The sequence below is a fragment of the Pseudomonas sp. HMSC065H01 genome (assembly GCF_001815235.1).
GTDB lineage: Bacteria > Pseudomonadota > Gammaproteobacteria > Pseudomonadales > Pseudomonadaceae > Pseudomonas > Pseudomonas aeruginosa.
Genome location: NZ_KV819937.1, coordinates 1,808 through 17,385 on the forward strand (window position 1 = coordinate 1,808; position 15,578 = coordinate 17,385).

General features: G+C 64.5%; 12 protein-coding genes and 2 pseudogenes. 12 read left to right on the plus strand and 2 right to left on the minus strand.

The window, feature by feature from the left end:
* From HMPREF3014_RS35250 to HMPREF3014_RS34870, 3 genes and pseudogenes are all read left to right on the plus strand, one after another.
* Positions 1-582, plus strand: a pseudogene (locus HMPREF3014_RS35250) (type VI secretion system tip protein VgrG); the annotation flags it as partial.
* Positions 579-3,848: a hypothetical protein gene (locus HMPREF3014_RS29590; RefSeq protein WP_003124851.1), complete on the plus strand. Its 3,270-nt coding sequence runs from the start codon at positions 579-581 to the stop codon at positions 3,846-3,848. The pseudogene HMPREF3014_RS35250 and the gene HMPREF3014_RS29590, both read left to right, overlap by 4 nt.
* Before the next feature lie 578 nt (positions 3,849-4,426).
* Positions 4,427-5,050 (plus strand): hypothetical protein, encoded by a 624-nt coding sequence (locus tag HMPREF3014_RS34870; RefSeq protein WP_003099240.1) that lies wholly within the window; start codon positions 4,427-4,429, stop codon positions 5,048-5,050.
* A 143-nt stretch (positions 5,051-5,193) separates the two neighbouring features.
* Here HMPREF3014_RS34870 and argH read toward each other — a convergent pair whose 3' ends face one another.
* Positions 5,194-6,588, minus strand: a complete 1,395-nt coding sequence (gene argH / locus HMPREF3014_RS29600; protein ID WP_003161177.1) for an argininosuccinate lyase — start codon at positions 6,586-6,588, stop codon at positions 5,194-5,196.
* Positions 6,589-6,812: 224 nt separating this feature from the next.
* On the opposite strand from argH, the gene algZ reads away from it, so the two are divergent.
* The 8 genes from algZ (at position 6,813) to rsd (ending at position 14,267) form a co-directional block, all read left to right on the plus strand.
* On the plus strand, positions 6,813-7,889 hold the full coding sequence (algZ, locus tag HMPREF3014_RS29605; RefSeq protein ID WP_023087910.1) for an alginate biosynthesis two-component system sensor histidine kinase AlgZ: 1,077 nt from the start codon (positions 6,813-6,815) through the stop codon (positions 7,887-7,889).
* 4 nt (positions 7,890-7,893) lie between these two features.
* Positions 7,894-8,640 carry an alginate biosynthesis regulator AlgR gene (algR, locus tag HMPREF3014_RS29610; RefSeq protein ID WP_003096397.1) on the plus strand — a complete coding sequence of 249 codons (747 nt, stop codon included), beginning with the start codon at positions 7,894-7,896 and terminating at the stop codon, positions 8,638-8,640.
* Between the two features lie 108 nt (positions 8,641-8,748).
* The gene (gene hemC / locus HMPREF3014_RS29615) at positions 8,749-9,690 is read left to right on the plus strand and encodes a hydroxymethylbilane synthase (protein WP_003114031.1); all 942 of its coding nucleotides are present in this window, start codon (positions 8,749-8,751) and stop codon (positions 9,688-9,690) included.
* The gene (locus HMPREF3014_RS29620; protein ID WP_003114032.1) at positions 9,687-10,442 is read left to right on the plus strand and encodes a uroporphyrinogen-III synthase; all 756 of its coding nucleotides are present in this window, start codon (positions 9,687-9,689) and stop codon (positions 10,440-10,442) included. The genes hemC and HMPREF3014_RS29620 overlap by 4 nt, the downstream gene beginning before the upstream one ends.
* 26 nt (positions 10,443-10,468) lie before the next feature.
* Positions 10,469-11,599: a uroporphyrinogen-III C-methyltransferase gene (locus HMPREF3014_RS29625; protein ID WP_010793655.1), complete on the plus strand. Its 1,131-nt coding sequence runs from the start codon at positions 10,469-10,471 to the stop codon at positions 11,597-11,599.
* Positions 11,596-12,834: a heme biosynthesis protein HemY gene (locus HMPREF3014_RS29630; RefSeq protein WP_014603412.1), complete on the plus strand. Its 1,239-nt coding sequence runs from the start codon at positions 11,596-11,598 to the stop codon at positions 12,832-12,834. Before HMPREF3014_RS29625 ends, HMPREF3014_RS29630 begins: the two co-directional genes overlap by 4 nt.
* 179 nt (positions 12,835-13,013) lie before the next feature.
* Positions 13,014-13,505: a disulfide bond formation protein B gene (locus tag HMPREF3014_RS29635; protein ID WP_003099230.1), complete on the plus strand. Its 492-nt coding sequence runs from the start codon at positions 13,014-13,016 to the stop codon at positions 13,503-13,505.
* Positions 13,506-13,784: 279 nt separating this feature from the next.
* On the plus strand, positions 13,785-14,267 hold the full coding sequence (rsd, locus tag HMPREF3014_RS29640) for a sigma D regulator (RefSeq protein WP_003120370.1): 483 nt from the start codon (positions 13,785-13,787) through the stop codon (positions 14,265-14,267).
* 61 nt (positions 14,268-14,328) lie between these two features.
* On the opposite strand, the gene HMPREF3014_RS29645 is transcribed toward rsd, so the two are convergent.
* A complete protein-coding gene (locus HMPREF3014_RS29645) occupies positions 14,329-14,958 on the minus strand; it encodes an FKBP-type peptidyl-prolyl cis-trans isomerase (RefSeq protein WP_003099229.1) in 630 nt (209 codons plus the stop codon).
* Positions 14,959-15,083: 125 nt separating this feature from the next.
* On the opposite strand from HMPREF3014_RS29645, the pseudogene algP reads away from it, so the two are divergent.
* Positions 15,084-15,578 (plus strand): annotated as a pseudogene (gene algP, locus HMPREF3014_RS35255) (alginate regulator AlgP); the annotation flags it as partial.

The following is a 15,578-nucleotide window of genomic DNA, read 5'->3' on the forward strand; positions in this document are numbered from 1 at the left end:
ATCTTCGTCCATGCCCAGCGCGACTGGGACGAAAACATCGAGCACGACCAGAAGATCCGCGTCGGTCACCAACGCCACGACACCGTGCAGGCGAACAGCTACAGCGAGTTCAAGGCCGAGGAACACCGCACCACCCACGCCGAGCGCAAGGTGGAGGTCCGAGCCAGCGACCACCTCACCGTAGCCAACGACCAGCACCTGAAGATCGCCAGCGGCCAGTTCGTCGAGGCCGGCCAGGAGATCCACCTGAGCAGCGGTCTGAAGGTGGTGCTGGAGGCCGGCGCCGAACTGACCCTCAAGGGCGGCGGCAGCTTCCTCAAGCTCGACGCCAGCGGCGTGACCCTCTCCGGGGCCAACGTCCGGGTCAACTCCGGCGGCAGCCCGGGCAACGGCAGCGGCGCGGCGCCGCTGTTGCCGGGGCCGCCGCTCGACGCGGATGCGGCGACAGCGGGCCAGGTACTGGACAACCCGGCGCGTAGCCGTCCCGAGCGGAAGGGGCCGGAACAATTGATCGTCGATGTCTGGGGAGACCCGGCGCAAGGAAGCCAGGTCGTACTGTTGCCACCGGAGAGCGAGGCATGAGCGGATTCCAGGACCAGAGTATCGACGAAGGCGTGCGCAAGCGCACCGCCTACCAGAACGATCGGCGTGCACGACTGGCATTGAACGTCGAGCGACAGGACGGCGGTATCCTGCAGATTCCGGTGGCCAGCGATATGCTCGGCCATGAGGAGCACGAGCGTATCCAGCAGAACACCTTCCTGGCTGTGATGCCGCTGGTCCGCCTGCCAACGCTGGGCAAGGCCGGTTATGGCGACCAGCTGCCCGCCGGCGCGCTACCGCGGGCGGGACGGATCTACCTGTTCCAGGACGGCAAGTTGTGGCGCGAACTGGAATGTGATGGCAAGGGCAACCTGTTCGAAGTCGATCTCCTGCAGGGGCGCAGCCAGCGTGCGGACAAGCGTCCGGCCGTAGGCAAGACACAAGCGCTGATCCTGGTGCCGGTGCTGGTCAAGGGGCAGTTCGTGATCCCACGCTACACCATGGCCTATAGCGAAACTCCCTGGCCTTGGTCGTACATCGACTGGCTGGAGGAGGACCCGCAGCGGGTCAACCGGCGCTGCCAGCAGATGGCGTCCGCTTGGAACGCCTCGGTGGCCAACCAGCACTGGAAAGCCTCCATCCATCAACCCGCGCTGGTCATTGATCATCACGCCCAGGGTTTGCGACCTCGCGACTTCAACGTCGAGAGCGCGCTGGAAGACCCGGCGGAATTCACACCTGCGTTCGCCGCCTTTCGCGAAGAGTCGCTGGTGTGCCAGTTGCAGCGACGCCAGCAGGAATTGGCGCCCCTGCTGAAGCAGGCTCCGCCCTCTGCGCTACCTACTCTGGAAGCCGGAGAGGACGTACTGGAAACCCTCAAGCTGCGTGGCCATCCCAACCTCATCGGGCTGATGCTCGACGACTCGCTGTTCGCCTTGCGCCACGCTGCGGCGCAGGCGCGCCACTGCGCCGCCTACTTGCGCAGCCTCAATGCACTGCTGCCGCACCGTCCCAACGGACGCTATGCACAGGTGCTGAGCAACATGCTCGACGGCCCGCTCGCCAAGCTCAGGGGCGAGGTCGATCAGGCCGAACTGGACGAGGCGATCTTCGCCGAGGAGCGACAGTCTTGCCGAATCCACCTGACGCAGCAGGTCGAGCATCTGGTTGCCCTGCTGGAAGGCCCCTTGCACCCGGTGTTGCAGGACTGGACCCACCAGTGCGACGAAGCCCTGCTGGAGCCCTACAGCCTGATGAGCGAGGCACTGGCTGCGCTGAACCAGCTTCCCGACCGCTGCGACGCACTGTACAGCGGTACCGCCTACCGGGCGCTGGCGGCACATGTCGAGCGGGTGGTCAGCACGGTTCTGCAGGCAAGCCACCCGCTTGGCGCCATGCTCCTGGCCAAGGACGAAGGACAACTTCCCGAGCCGGTTCGGCGCCTGCAGGCGCTGCGCGATAGCCCGCGGACGCCGGACCCCGATGCAATGGGCCTCAGCACGCTGATGCTGGGAGCCAGTCTGCTGGGCGAGGTCGACCAGCCCAGCGCCGGCAAGAGCCTCGCCTACTTCCTCGGCGACCTGCTGGACGTGTTCGGCGCCAGCGTAGTCGAGCAACTCGGCCGGCTGTCCCAGGGCGCCACCCAGATCCAGCTCGACCGCTTGTTCGCACCGACCTTCAATACTCTGAGCGCCCTCTCGGTGAAGATGAAAGGTATCCGCCTGCTGCCCGACAGTCAGGTGCCGCTCGACATGGTTGTCGTCGGCGTGCGCGGAGCCGGCCTGCGCAACGGTCTGACCGAGGTCGAGCGCCAGGAGCTGAGGCGCAAGAGCTATCGGCGCGCCATCGTTCAGGACGGTGCCGGCAATCCCCTGGCCGGCACCAGTCCCCGCGACACCGGCATGAGTCGCGCCAACCTGCGCAACGTCATGGTGGTGGCGGTACCCAAGGATCACCCGGACCTGCTTGCCTACACGAAATTCCGTACGCAGTTAGGCACGTTGACCCAGGTGATGGAGAACACTCGCATCGTGCCGACGATGATGCTGGGGTTTGCGATTTATAACTTGAATGTGCAGGTGCAGGCATACAGTGGCTTTGTAGACAGTGGAGAAAAGCACAGAGGGACGATCGGGGCTGTCGGTGCAGTAATCGATTTAACAGCCGCTGGAGGAAGCCATGCAAAGCTGCTTTTCGGACCATCTACTGCAAAGTATCTAGAAACCCCACGTATATCGGTAGCCCAAATATCCCCTCGATGGGCCAGGAATCTAGAAGTTCAAACAGGCAGCCCTAAGTTAGGGTTGCTACGTGGGCTTGGTGGCGCAGCCACACTATTCGGTGCAGGCATCAGTGTATGGGATGGCTACCGAGCTTTGAGGCAGGGAGATAGCGATGCGGCTGCGGCCTACGGTGTGGCCGCAGTGGGTGGGGGCCTTTGGGGTGCCTACGTCCTAGGATGGATAGTAAACCCTTATGCTTTGCTGGCTGGTGCGGTTTTGGCGATCGGAGGCACTGTGGTCGCTAATCTACTGACTGACAGCGATGCGGAAACCATCGTCAAGAAAGGCCCCTTCGGCCGGCAATTCGCCGAGGCTGGCCTGCTCGATTCGCTGATGGGCCAGGACCAGCGCTTCGCCCATCTGAAAGACCCGCAAACGGCCTATCGCCAATTGCTGGGAGTCCTCGGCCATCCGCGGGTCTTTGTCCATCGCCTGGAAGACTGGCGCAAATTGGCGCCGGCGGCGCATCGATCTGTCTTGCAGGAAGCGGAACGGGGTCGCCAAGCGGTCAGCCGCACTGCGCTATCCTGCATCGACCCCAAGTTGCAGGCGCTGGAGGCAAACGATTGGGCCGTGGTGCTGAGTTCCCCGCTCCTGGCCATGTTCGAGAATGGCCAGAAGGCGTTCCGCCTGGTGGCCCAGGAGTTTCTCAGCAGCTTGCCGATCGATCCGGGCACCCTGTTCGGCGTCAAGCGCTACCATCGGGTCCCCGCGGGCCCCGCCAAGCTCGAAGCCTTGCCGTTGGATGCTGCCAGCGTGCTCTATGTGCTGCCGGCCAGCCTGCCGATTCCGCAGTTGTCTCCTCGGGCCCGCTATAGCATGCGCATGACCCAGGGTTTGAAGATCAGCGCACAGTTCGAACTCAATGCCGACCAGCCTGAGCAGCGGCTTGTCCTGCCTCAACCCAGCCCGAAGAGTTGGAGTGCATTCACATCCGCCAATCGGTACCTTCCCCCGGACGACTTGGGCCCCCATGCTGCGCCACCTTATTGGTTGATAGAGAACAGTGAGTTCAACGTATGACTGTACACATGGATGCCACGTACTCAGCCAGTGCTTATCGCAGTGAAGTCAACGACTCTTTACCGCCGCCAAGGTGGAAGGAGGAGTCTAACCGTAATGGTATTTTTGACACCCATCTTGCCTTTGGGAACTATGCCAATCTAGATCCGGAAATGGAGATTGTAGGGCAGCTTTCGATCGGGGCTGAGGATAAGTCAGAGGTTGGAGGTGCTGAGGCATATTGCAACTCTATGCGTTGGCAGTTCCAGAACTCTAGCAGAATTCCTTATATAATATTCACGCTTAGGATGCTGTGCTATTTTTTTGTATGGATTGCTTTGGGAATTGGCATAATGGGAGAAGCCGCCGGAGAGTGGAGGAGGGACATACAGCAACTCTACACCTTGGTTTGCTCATTCTTTGTGGTGGCTGTTTCAGTAATATCCATGGTGGCCTTTCTTTCGAATAAAAAATATCTTCACGTTATTCAGATGTCGGGTTTTTTATTTTCAATCCCATTGGCTTTGTACCAGTATGGAACAATATTTGGAACCAATGGTTTGCAAATAGCAATTTGGATAGGCGTAGCTACTTATTTTATGGGTGCAGTCGGCTTCAGCGCCATCCTTTGGCTCTACAGCAAAGTCTTCAAGCAAGATGGCAGTGAATTCAATCGCCTGGACGGCATGCTCCGCTTCAAGCGTCGCTTCCGCCGCCTGTTCGTCGCTCCCTTCGACGAGTTCGATCCGGTGCTGCAATTGCTGCCCAGTGGCTACGGCAGCCACGACTATGCGCTCTGGTTGCATCACCGCTATACCGACAACAAGGTCTGTCTGGCCACCCGCGTCCACTCCCTCGGTCTCGACAAGGTCAATGCCCTGGCCTTCTGGGACTGCCTGCAACGCTACATGGACGTGACCCAGCCGTTGCCCGACCTGCCGGTCCTGGAGCCGAGCCGCCCCTTAGATCCGGTCACCGCCGAGCATGATCGGCATACCGGACGCGATCCCCATTACTGGCGCCAGCGCACCTACCAGGGCTGGCCAGCCAAGGAGCGCAAGGAGCTGGACCGACGCCTGCATGAGTATCCCTGGCAACAGCAGCCCTGCATCGTCAGGGCGCGCATCGATCCCGGGCTAAGCATCGAAGCCTATTACCGGCGCCAGGAAGCCAAGGGCATTTTTGCCACGCCCAGGGCCGATGATTTCAATGATGAGCACTGATGCTGAGTTATTCCGCCATTGCGACCGGTTAGCGAAGAAGGACTTTCACTAGAGTGGCTGTCGATCTACAAGGGCGTTCCTGTCCCGCCGTGCGATCAAGTCTCGGGTAGGACAGGGAGATCTGCCGGGCACTGGGCGCGACTTCAGCGCTGTGCCAGCAGTTTTCTGCCGCGGGCGACGGCGGCACGGACCTGGTTCGGCGCGGTGCCGCCGATATGGTCGCGGGCGTTGACCGAGCCTTCCAGGGTCAGCACGTCGAAGACGTCGGCGTCGATCTGCTCGCTGAAGCGGCGCAGTTCGTCGAGGCTCATCTCGGCGAGGTCCTTGCCGCTGTCTACGCCGTACTTCACTGCGTGGCCGACGATCTCGTGGCAGTCGCGGAACGGCAGGCCCTTGCGCACCAGGTAGTCCGCCAGGTCGGTGGCGGTGGAGAAACCGCGGCGTGCCGCCTCGCGCATGATCTCGCGCCGGGGCCGGATCGCCGGGACCATGTCGGCGAAGGCGCGCAGGCTATCGCGCAGGGTGTCGGCGGCGTCGAACAGCGGTTCCTTGTCTTCCTGGTTGTCCTTGTTGTAGGCCAGCGGCTGGCCCTTCATCAGGGTCAGCAAGCCGGTGAGGGCGCCGAACACCCGGCCGGACTTGCCGCGTACCAGCTCCGGCACGTCGGGGTTCTTCTTCTGCGGCATGATCGAGGAGCCGGTGCAGAAGCGGTCGGGCAGGTCGATGAACTGGAACTGCGCGCTGGTCCACAGCACCAGCTCTTCCGAGAAGCGCGACAGGTGCATCATCGCCAGGCTGGCGGTGGCGCAGAATTCGATGGCGAAGTCGCGGTCGGAGACGCCGTCCAGGGAGTTACCGCCAACCGCGTCGAAGCCCAGCAACTGGCAGGTGATCTCGCGCTGGATCGGGTAGGTGGTGCCGGCCAGGGCCGCCGAGCCGAGCGGCATGCGGTTGACCCGCTTGCGGCAGTCGACCAGGCGCTCGTAGTCGCGGCTGAGCATCTCGAACCAGGCCAGCAGGTGGTGGCCGAAGGTCACCGGCTGGGCGGTCTGCAGGTGGGTGAAACCGGGCATGATGGTGTCGGCTTCCGCTTCGGCCAGGCCCAGCAGGCCCTCCTGCAGGCGGGTGATCTCGGCGAGGATGGTGTCGATCTCGTCGCGTAGCCAGAGGCGGATGTCGGTGGCCACCTGGTCGTTGCGCGAGCGGCCGGTGTGGAGCTTCTTGCCGGTGACGCCGATGCGGTCGGTCAGGCGCGCCTCGATGTTCATGTGCACGTCTTCCAGGTCGACGCGCCAGTCGAAGCTGCCGGCTTCGATTTCCGCCTGGATCTGTTGCAGGCCGTCGATGATCGCATCGCGCTCGGCGTCGCTCAGCACGCCGACCTTGGCCAGCATCGTGGCGTGGGCGATGGAACCCATGATGTCGTGGCGGTAGAGACGCTTGTCGAAGTCGACGGAGGCGGTGAAACGGGCGACGAAGGCGTCGACGGGCTCGCTGAAGCGGCCGCCCCAGGACTGGTTGGTCTTCTCTACGCTCATGGTATCTCTCGCTGCAACAAGAAACGGACAGGCCGCGCGGCCTGCGTGACGGGCAAAGTGCGACGATGATAGCAGGCCGGGAGGAAAAACCGGCGGCTCGTCGACGAAGCCGGAACGAGCGCTGTTTCGCGGTTTTTTGCGGCAGATGGCATTTCGGTGCTTTATTTCGCCCGTACGCCCGCGGCTGTCTTGCGGGCGCCCCGGGCCTTGCGGAAACTCTGTCGATGCCTATCCGATTCAAGCCCGGCCGCTCGACCCGGCCGGCCGTCCAAGACGACTTCTTCATTCCCGAGCTCTGCGAAGCCGAAGCCCTGTTCACCCTGGTGCTGCTGGCGGAGCTGCTGGTGCTGGTGCTGGTGCTGGCGGAGCCGATGACGCCGAGCTTCAACTGGGTGCGCCTGGCCCTGGCGTCGCTGTTCGTGCAGTGGATCGTACTGCTCTCGGCGGCGCTGTTCTGCCGCCTGCGGCCATTGCTCGCGCGCCTGCCGGTGGCGCTGGCGGGGAGTGCCTGCTGCCTGTTGGTGGTGGCCCTCACCCTGGGCTGCACGGCGGTCGCCGAGCACTATCAACTGGGCGGAGAACTGACGCGTGCCGGCGAGGTCAATCTGTATCTGCGGCACGCGCTGATCGCGCTGATCATGTCCGCCCTGGTGCTGCGCTACTTTTACCTGCAGAGCCAGTGGCGCCGGCAGCAGCAGGCCGAGTTGCAGGCGCGCCTGGAATCGCTGCAGGCGCGGATTCGCCCGCACTTCCTGTTCAACAGCCTGAACAGCATCGCCAGCCTGATCGAGCTGGACCCGCTGAAGGCCGAGCATGCGGTGCTGGACCTGTCCGACCTGTTCCGGGCCAGCCTGGCGAAGCCCGGCACTTTAGTTTCCTGGGAGGAGGAACTGGCGCTGGCAAGGCGCTATCTTTCCATTGAGCAGTATCGTCTTGGCGATCGCCTGCAACTGGACTGGCAGGTACACGGGGTGCCGGCCAACCTGCCGATCCCCCAACTGACCTTGCAGCCGCTGCTGGAAAATGCGCTTATCTATGGCATCCAGCCGCGGGTCGAAGGTGGCCTGGTGCAGGTCGAGGCGGTTTATCGTGAAGGAGTGTTCCAGCTATGTGTGAGCAACCCCTACGACGAGGCGCTCGAGTCGCCCCCGTCGAAAGGCACGCGACAGGCGTTACACAATATCGATGCACGACTTGGGGCACTTTTCGGGCCTAAAACGAGTCTCAGCGTCGAGCGCCGTGACGGACGGCACTACACCTGTCTACGCTATCCATGTGCGCGACTCATGCAGGAAGCCTGAGCTTATGAATGTCCTGATTGTCGATGACGAACCTCTGGCGCGAGAGCGCCTGGCCCGATTGGTAGGGCAACTGGACGGCTATCGCGTCCTCGAGCCCTCGGCCAGCAATGGCGAAGAAGCGCTGACGCTGATCGACAGCCTCAAGCCCGATATCGTCCTGCTGGATATCCGCATGCCCGGTCTGGACGGCCTCCAGGTCGCGGCCAGACTCTGCGAGCGGGAAGCGCCGCCGGCTGTGATCTTCTGCACGGCCCATGACGAATTCGCCCTGGAAGCCTTCCAGGTCAGCGCCGTGGGCTACCTGGTCAAGCCGGTGCGCAGCGAAGACCTGGCCGAGGCGTTGAAGAAAGCCTCGCGACCGAACCGCGTGCAACTGGCCGCGCTGACCAAGCCCCCGGCCTCCGGCGGCAGCGGTCCGCGCAGCCACATCAGTGCGCGGACCCGCAAGGGGATCGAGCTGATCCCGCTGGAAGAGGTGATCTTCTTCATTGCCGACCACAAGTACGTGACCTTGCGCCATGCGCAGGGCGAGGTGCTGCTGGACGAGCCGTTGAAGGCGCTGGAAGACGAGTTCGGCGAGCGCTTCGTGCGCATCCACCGCAACGCGCTGGTCGCCCGCGAACGGATCGAACGCCTGCAGCGTACGCCGCTGGGGCATTTCCAGCTCTACCTGAAAGGCCTCGACGGCGATGCACTGACCGTCAGCCGGCGGCACGTGGCCGGGGTCAGGCGTCTGATGCATCAGCTCTGACGGCGGTCGGCGGTTCGCCAGCGACCCGGGTGCGGCTATCGGGCCCAGCGTCCGCGCACTCGGGTTCGAACTGTTATCATGGGCGCATCCCTGTGCACGGAATATCCCATGTCGTCCCGCGAAATCCGCATCGCCACTCGCCAGAGCGCCCTCGCCTTGTGGCAGGCCGAATACGTCAAGGCGCGCCTGGAGCAGGCTCATCCTGGCCTGACCGTCACCCTGCTGCCGATGACCAGTCGCGGCGACAAGCTGCTCGACGCACCGCTGGCGAAGATCGGCGGCAAGGGCCTGTTCGTCAAGGAACTGGAAACCGCCCTGCTCGAAGGCGCCGCCGACATCGCGGTGCATTCGATGAAGGACGTGCCGATGGACTTTCCCGAGGGGCTCGGCCTCTACACCATCTGCGAGCGCGAAGACCCGCGTGACGCTTTCGTCTCGAACACCTACGCCAGCCTCGAGCAACTGCCAGCCGGCAGCGTGGTCGGCACCTCCAGCCTGCGCCGCCAGGCGCAGCTGCTGGCGCGCCGGCCGGACCTGCAGATCCGTTTCCTGCGAGGCAACGTCAATACCCGCCTGGCCAAGCTGGATGCCGGCGAATACGACGCGATCATCCTCGCCGCCGCCGGCCTGATCCGCCTCGGCTTCGAGTCGCGCATCCGCTCCTCGATCAGTGTCGACGACAGCCTGCCCGCCGGCGGACAAGGCGCCGTCGGCATCGAATGCCGTACGGCCGACAGCGACCTGCATGCCTTGCTGGAACCCTTGCACCATACCGACACGGCTCTGCGGGTCACTGCCGAGCGCGCGCTGAACAAGCGGCTCAACGGCGGTTGCCAGGTGCCGATCGCCTGCTACGCCATCCGCGAGGGCGACCAACTGTGGCTGCGCGGCCTGGTCGGCCAGCCTGATGGCACCCAGTTGCTGCGCGCCGAGGGGCGGGCGCCACTGGCGGAAGCCGAGGCGCTGGGCGTGCGGGTGGCCGAGGACCTGCTGGAGCAGGGCGCCGAAGCGATTCTCGAAGCCGTCTACGGCGAGGCCGGACATCCGTGAGCGGCTGGCGGCTCCTGCTGACGCGCCCCGACGAGGAGTGCGCGGCCCTGGCCGCCAGCCTCGGCGAGGCGGGCGTCCATAGCAGCAGCCTGCCGCTGTTGGCGATCGATCCGCTGGAAGAAACCCCGGAGCAGCGTACGCTGATGCTCGACCTGGACCGCTACTGCGCGGTGGTGGTGGTCAGCAAGCCGGCGGCGCGCCTGGGGCTGGAGCGGCTCGACCGCTACTGGCCGCAGCCGCCGCAGCAGACCTGGTGCAGCGTCGGCGCGGCGACCGCGGCGATCCTCGAGGCCTACGGCCTCGACGTAACCTACCCTGAACAGGGCGACGACAGCGAAGCGTTGCTGGCGCTGCCGGCGTTCCAGGATTCCCTGCGCGTGCACGATCCGAAAGTGCTGATCATGCGCGGCGAAGGTGGCCGAGAATTCCTCGCCGAGCGCCTGCGCGGCCAAGGCGTGCAGGTGGACTACCTGCCACTCTACCGGCGCCGGGCTCCGGACTATCCGGCCGGAGAGCTGCTGGCAAGGGTGCGGGCGGAACGCCTGAACGGCCTGGTGGTCAGCAGTGGACAGGGTTTGCAAAATCTGTATCAGTTGGCGGCAGCCGATTGGCCCGAGATAGGCCGGTTGCCGCTGTTCGTACCCAGCCCGCGGGTCGCCGAGATGGCGCGCGAACTGGGTGCGCAACGGGTGATTGATTGCCGGGGCGCGAGCGCGCCGGCCTTGCTGGCGGCCCTGACGAGCGCCGCCTAGAACTTTCTTGACCAAAGGATGGACCTGTGAGCGAAGCAGTCACTCCCCAAGACGACGCAAGAACTTCCACTTCCACCCCTTCTCCCGTTGCACCCGATGCATCCAGGCGTTCCGGTACCGCCACCGGCCTGGCGTTGCTCGCCCTGCTGGTTGGCGTGGCGGGACTCGGCGCGGGTGGCTGGAGCTTCTGGCAGGTCCAGCAGTTGCAGGGCACCGAGCGCGACCAACTGGCGCAGCTGGAAGATGCCCGTGGCAAGACCGAATCCCTGGCCCAGCGTAACCAGCAACTGGCTGCCCGCCTGGACGCTTTGCCTACCGCGGACGAACTGGAGGCCCGGCGACGCCTTGTGGTGGAGCTGCAGGGCGACCAGCAGCATCTCAGCGAGCAACTGAAGAAGGTCCTCGGCCAGAGCCGCCAGCAATGGCGACTGGCCGAGGCCGAACACCTGCTGCGCCTGGCCAGCCTGCGCCTGTCCGCCTTGCAGGACGTGGGCAGCGCCACCGAACTGGTGCAGGGCGCTGATGACATCCTGCGCGCGCAGAACGATCCCGGCGCCTATGCCGCCCGCGCCAAGCTGGCGGCCAGCCTCGAGGCCCTGCGTGCGTTGCCGGAGCCGGACCGTACCGGGCTGTTCGTGCAACTGGCGGCGTTGCGCGAGCAGGTCAACCAGTTGCAACCGCTCACGCCGACCTTCAAGGAAGGCGAAAGCGGTGCCAGCAATGTCGCCTGGGGCGACGGCAACAGCACCTGGGAGCTGTGGTGGGAGAAGATCTCGCGCTACATCCGCATCGACTTCAATGCCGGCCAGGACATTCGTCCGCTGCTGGCCGGCGAGCAATTGGCGCAGGTGCGCCTGACCATCGGCCTGGCCCTGGAGCAAGCCCAGTGGGCGGCGCTGAATGGCAAGCAGGAAGTCTACGAGCAGGCGCTGAAGCAGGCCCAGGACGTGCTGGACGGCTATTTCAACGTAGAGCTGGCCGACAGCCGCGCGTTGAAGTTGCGTATCGATGAGTTGGTGAAGCAGCCGGTCACCGTGCAGGTCCCTGACCTCGCACCGGCCCTGAGCGCCTTGCAGTCCTACGTGTCGCGCCGCGAGGCCGCCGGCAACCTGGTGCCCGAGGCGCAGGCGGCTCCGGCCACGGAGGGCCGTCCATGAGACGCATCTACCTCCTGGTCCTGGCGGTGGTGCTGGTCGCCACGCTGGTTGGGCTGGCGATCTCCGAGCAGGCCGGCTATGTGCTGATCGCCTACAAGAGCTTCCGTTACGAATCCAGCCTGTGGTCGTTCCTCGCCCTGCTGGCGGTGGTCTGGCTGCTGGTGATGCTGGTGCGCCTGGTCCTGCGCCTGCTCGGCAGCTCGGGGCGGGTGGTCAACCCCTGGTCGCGCTACAACCGCCGGCGTCGCGTGCAGATGGCCGAGCACAGCGGCCTGCGCGATCTCGGCGAAGGCAACTGGCCGCAGGCACTGCGTCATTTGCGGCGGGCTGCGGAGATGGGCGAGCGGCCGCTGATGCATTACCTCGGCGCGGCGCGGGCCGCCAACGAACTCGAGCGCTACGACGAGGCCGACGACCTGCTGAACCGGGCTCGCGAGCGCGAGCCGGATGCCCAATTGCTGGTCGGCCTGACCCGTGCGCAACTGCTGATCAATCGCGGCGACTACCCGCAGGCACGCAATACCCTCGAAGAGCTGCACGGGCTCCAGCCGCAGCACCGCACGGTATTGCGGCTGATGCAGCAGCTGTACGTCACCCAGCACGACTGGCAGGCCCTTTGCGTCCTGCTGCCGGAGCTGCGCAAGGAGCGTGTGCTGAAGGATTCCGAACTGCGCGACCTCGAACGCCGTGCCTGGGTGGCTTCCTTGCAGGAAGCCGGCGAGCGTGGACTGAACGAGGGCGAGACGGCGTTGCAGCCGCTGACCCAGCGCTGGCAGAACGTGCCTTCGGCGCTGCGTGCAGACCCGGCGATCGTCGCGGGCTATGCCGCCCAACTGCTTCGCCTGGGCGCCGAGGAAGAGGCTGAAGAAGTCCTCCGCCATGCGCTCAAGCAAGGCTTCGACGCGACCCTGGTGCAACTCTACGGGCAGGTGCGCGGGCGCGATCCGGGCAAGCAATTGCAGGCCGCGGAAGGTTGGCTCAAGGAACATCCGAACGATCCCGGCCTGCTGCTGACCCTGGGGCGCCTGTGCCTGATCAACAAGCTCTGGGGCAAGGCCCGGGAATACCTGGAGGCCAGCCTGAGCTTCCAGCGCAGTGCCGAGACCTGCGCCGAGCTGGGACGCCTGCTGGCGCAGCTCGGCGAGGTCGAGCGCAGCAACCAGTTGTTCCAGGAGGGCCTGGTCCTGCTCGATCGGCGTACTCCGGGGCTGCCCGTGGTGGTGGCGGGGATTTGAGCATGGGGAACGCCACCCGGCGTTCCCCGTTCGGCTCCATCGGCAGGACTGTGGCGGCTTGTCGCGGGCGCCCGGCATGATTCGGGATGCCTTGCCGCAGAGCTGCCTTGCGGCTTGAAACGGCCGGAGGCTTTCCACTACCGTAGGCGGCCTTTCCCCTGTGTACCTGTGGATCCGCCATGCCCCTGGCCAGCCCCCGTCAGCTTTTCCTTCTCGCGTTCCTGGCCTGCGTCGCCATCATGGGCGGGGCGCTGTACCTGGAACATGTGGTTGGCCTGGAGGCCTGCCCGCTGTGCGTCGTGCAGCGGATCTTCTTCATCCTGATCGGCCTGACCTGCCTTGCTGGCGCGATCCAGGGGCCCGGCCTGCGTGGGCGGCGTATCTACTCCGTGCTGGTGTTCCTGCTCGCTCTCGGCGGCGGGGCCACGGCCGCCCGCCAGGTATGGTTGCAGACCGTTCCGCTGGACCAACTGCCGGCCTGCCTGCCCAGCCTCGACTACATGATGCAGGCGCTTCCCTTCCAGGAAGTGATCCGCCTGGTCCTGCATGGCACCGCGGATTGTGCCCAGGTGAGCTGGACGCTATTCACCCTGAGCATTCCGGAATGGAGCCTGCTGGCGTTCGTTGCCTATCTCGGCTTCTCCATCGTGCAGTTCCTCCGACGTGCCTGATGCGGGCTGTCGCGTGGTCTTTCGTCAGCTCTCGAGCGTCGGCCGTATCGATTTGGCGAAAACCAGAGCGGATGCGGGATACCGATCAAACATCCGTATGAATTTTTCTGTACGGGCGTCTTGATGGGGTCATCCCGGGGGCATAATCTGGCTTTCCATAGCGCCGGAGTCCGCCCCTTGCACAGGCGTTCTCCCACAGAGCGCAGAGAGTGCGTCAGCAATGCGTCTCGGAGCGGACGATGATTCTCCGGGACGTCCGAAGAGGGAAGCGAGGACAACATGCTCGAAAGCTGCCGTAATGCCCAAGAGCGGTGGGGGGGTGTGCACCAACTGATCGATCGCTGGCTGCATGAGCGCCAGCAACTGGTGCAGGCCTTCGATGCCCTGAGCGGTATTCAGGCACCGGCGCCCAACGCCGAAGAACTCCAGCATTTCTGCCAATTGCTGCTGGACTACGTATCTGCCGGACACTTCGAGGTCTACGAGCAACTGACGGCGGAAGGCAAGGCCTTCGGCGATCAGCGCGGCCTGGAGCTGGCCAAGCAGATCTTCCCCCGGCTGGAAGCCATCACCGAATCCGCGCTGAACTTCAACGACCGCTGCGACAACGGCGATTGCCGTGAAGGAGCCTGCCTCATCGCGGAGCTGAAGGTCCTGCGGCAACAGTTGCACGAACGCTTCGAGCTGGAGGACTGCCTCATCGAAGTCCTGCACAACGCCCACAGCCAGAGCGGCGCAGAGGGTTCGGCAGTACCGGTCTGATTCACCGGCGAGTCGTTACGAAACGGCGCGTCTCCATGCGGGAGAGCGCCGTTTTTGCATTTCAGCGGAAGCCCAGCAGGTCGATCTCGAAGACCAGCGGAGCGTCGGGCGGGATCAGGTCGCCAGCGCCTTCGTGGCCATAGGCTTGCGCCGAAGGAATCACCACTCGCCAGCGCGCGCCGACAGGCATCGCTCGCAACGCTGTGCGCCATCCCTCTATCACACTGTCCAGGGCGAACCACTCGGCGCTTTCGCTCTGGTCGAACACTTGACCGTCGGCAAGCAGGCCGCGGTAACGGACGTGTACCTGGGTTGCCGCGCCGATGCCGTTACCTTGGCCACGACGTAATTCGCTGACGAGGACGCCGCCGGTCAATTCGCGGACGCCGAAGCGGGCTTTTTCGTTGGCCAGGAAGCGGGCCTCGGCGGGTGTGGTCCGCGGTGTTTCCGTCGTGGCGTTCTCGTGTTGCAGCAGAAGTTGTTCGATGCGTTCGGGGGGGATTTCAAGTGCCTCGCCGCGATAGGCCTGGCGCAGTCCGAGAAGTAGCTCGGATAGCTCTAGGCCGGGCATTTCCTGCTGTAGGCGCATGCCCAGGCGGGCGCCTACGGCATAGGCCAGTTCGTCCTTGGGAGGCGCGGCGAAAAGCGGCAGCGGCAGTAGAAAAAGACCGATGAAAAGGCGGCGCGGCATGCGGTTTCTCCAAACGAATCGGCGGGCAATCCTGGCGCACGTCGCTTGTAGCACATCGAACCCGTTGGCGAGAGGGGGTGTGCGGGTCTAGTATGGGCGCAACCACGTCCGCCTGGAGGCACGTCATGTCGGCCAACAAGAAGCCCGTCACCACCCCCTTGCACCTGTTGCAGCAACTTTCCCACAGCCTTGTCGAGCACCTGGAAGGTGCGTGCAAACAAGCGCTGGTCGATTCGGAAAAGCTCCTGGCCAAACTTGAAAAGCAACGTGGCAAAGCCCAGGAAAAACTGCACAAGGCTCGCACCAAGCTGCAGGATGCTGCCAAGGCCGGCAAGACCAAGGCACAGGCCAAGGCGCGCGAGACCATCAGCGACCTGGAAGAGGCGTTGGATACCCTGAAGGCCCGGCAGGCGGACACCCGTACCTACATCGTCGGCCTCAAGCGTGACGTACAGGAAAGCCTCAAGCTGGCGCAGGGTGTCGGCAAGGTGAAGGAAGCCGCTGGCAAGGCTCTGGAGAGCCGCAAGGCGAAACCCGCGACCAAACCTGCTGCGAAGGCGGCAGCCAAGCCTGCGGTGAAAACCGTAGCGGCGAAGCCTGCTGCGAAACCGGCGGCCAAG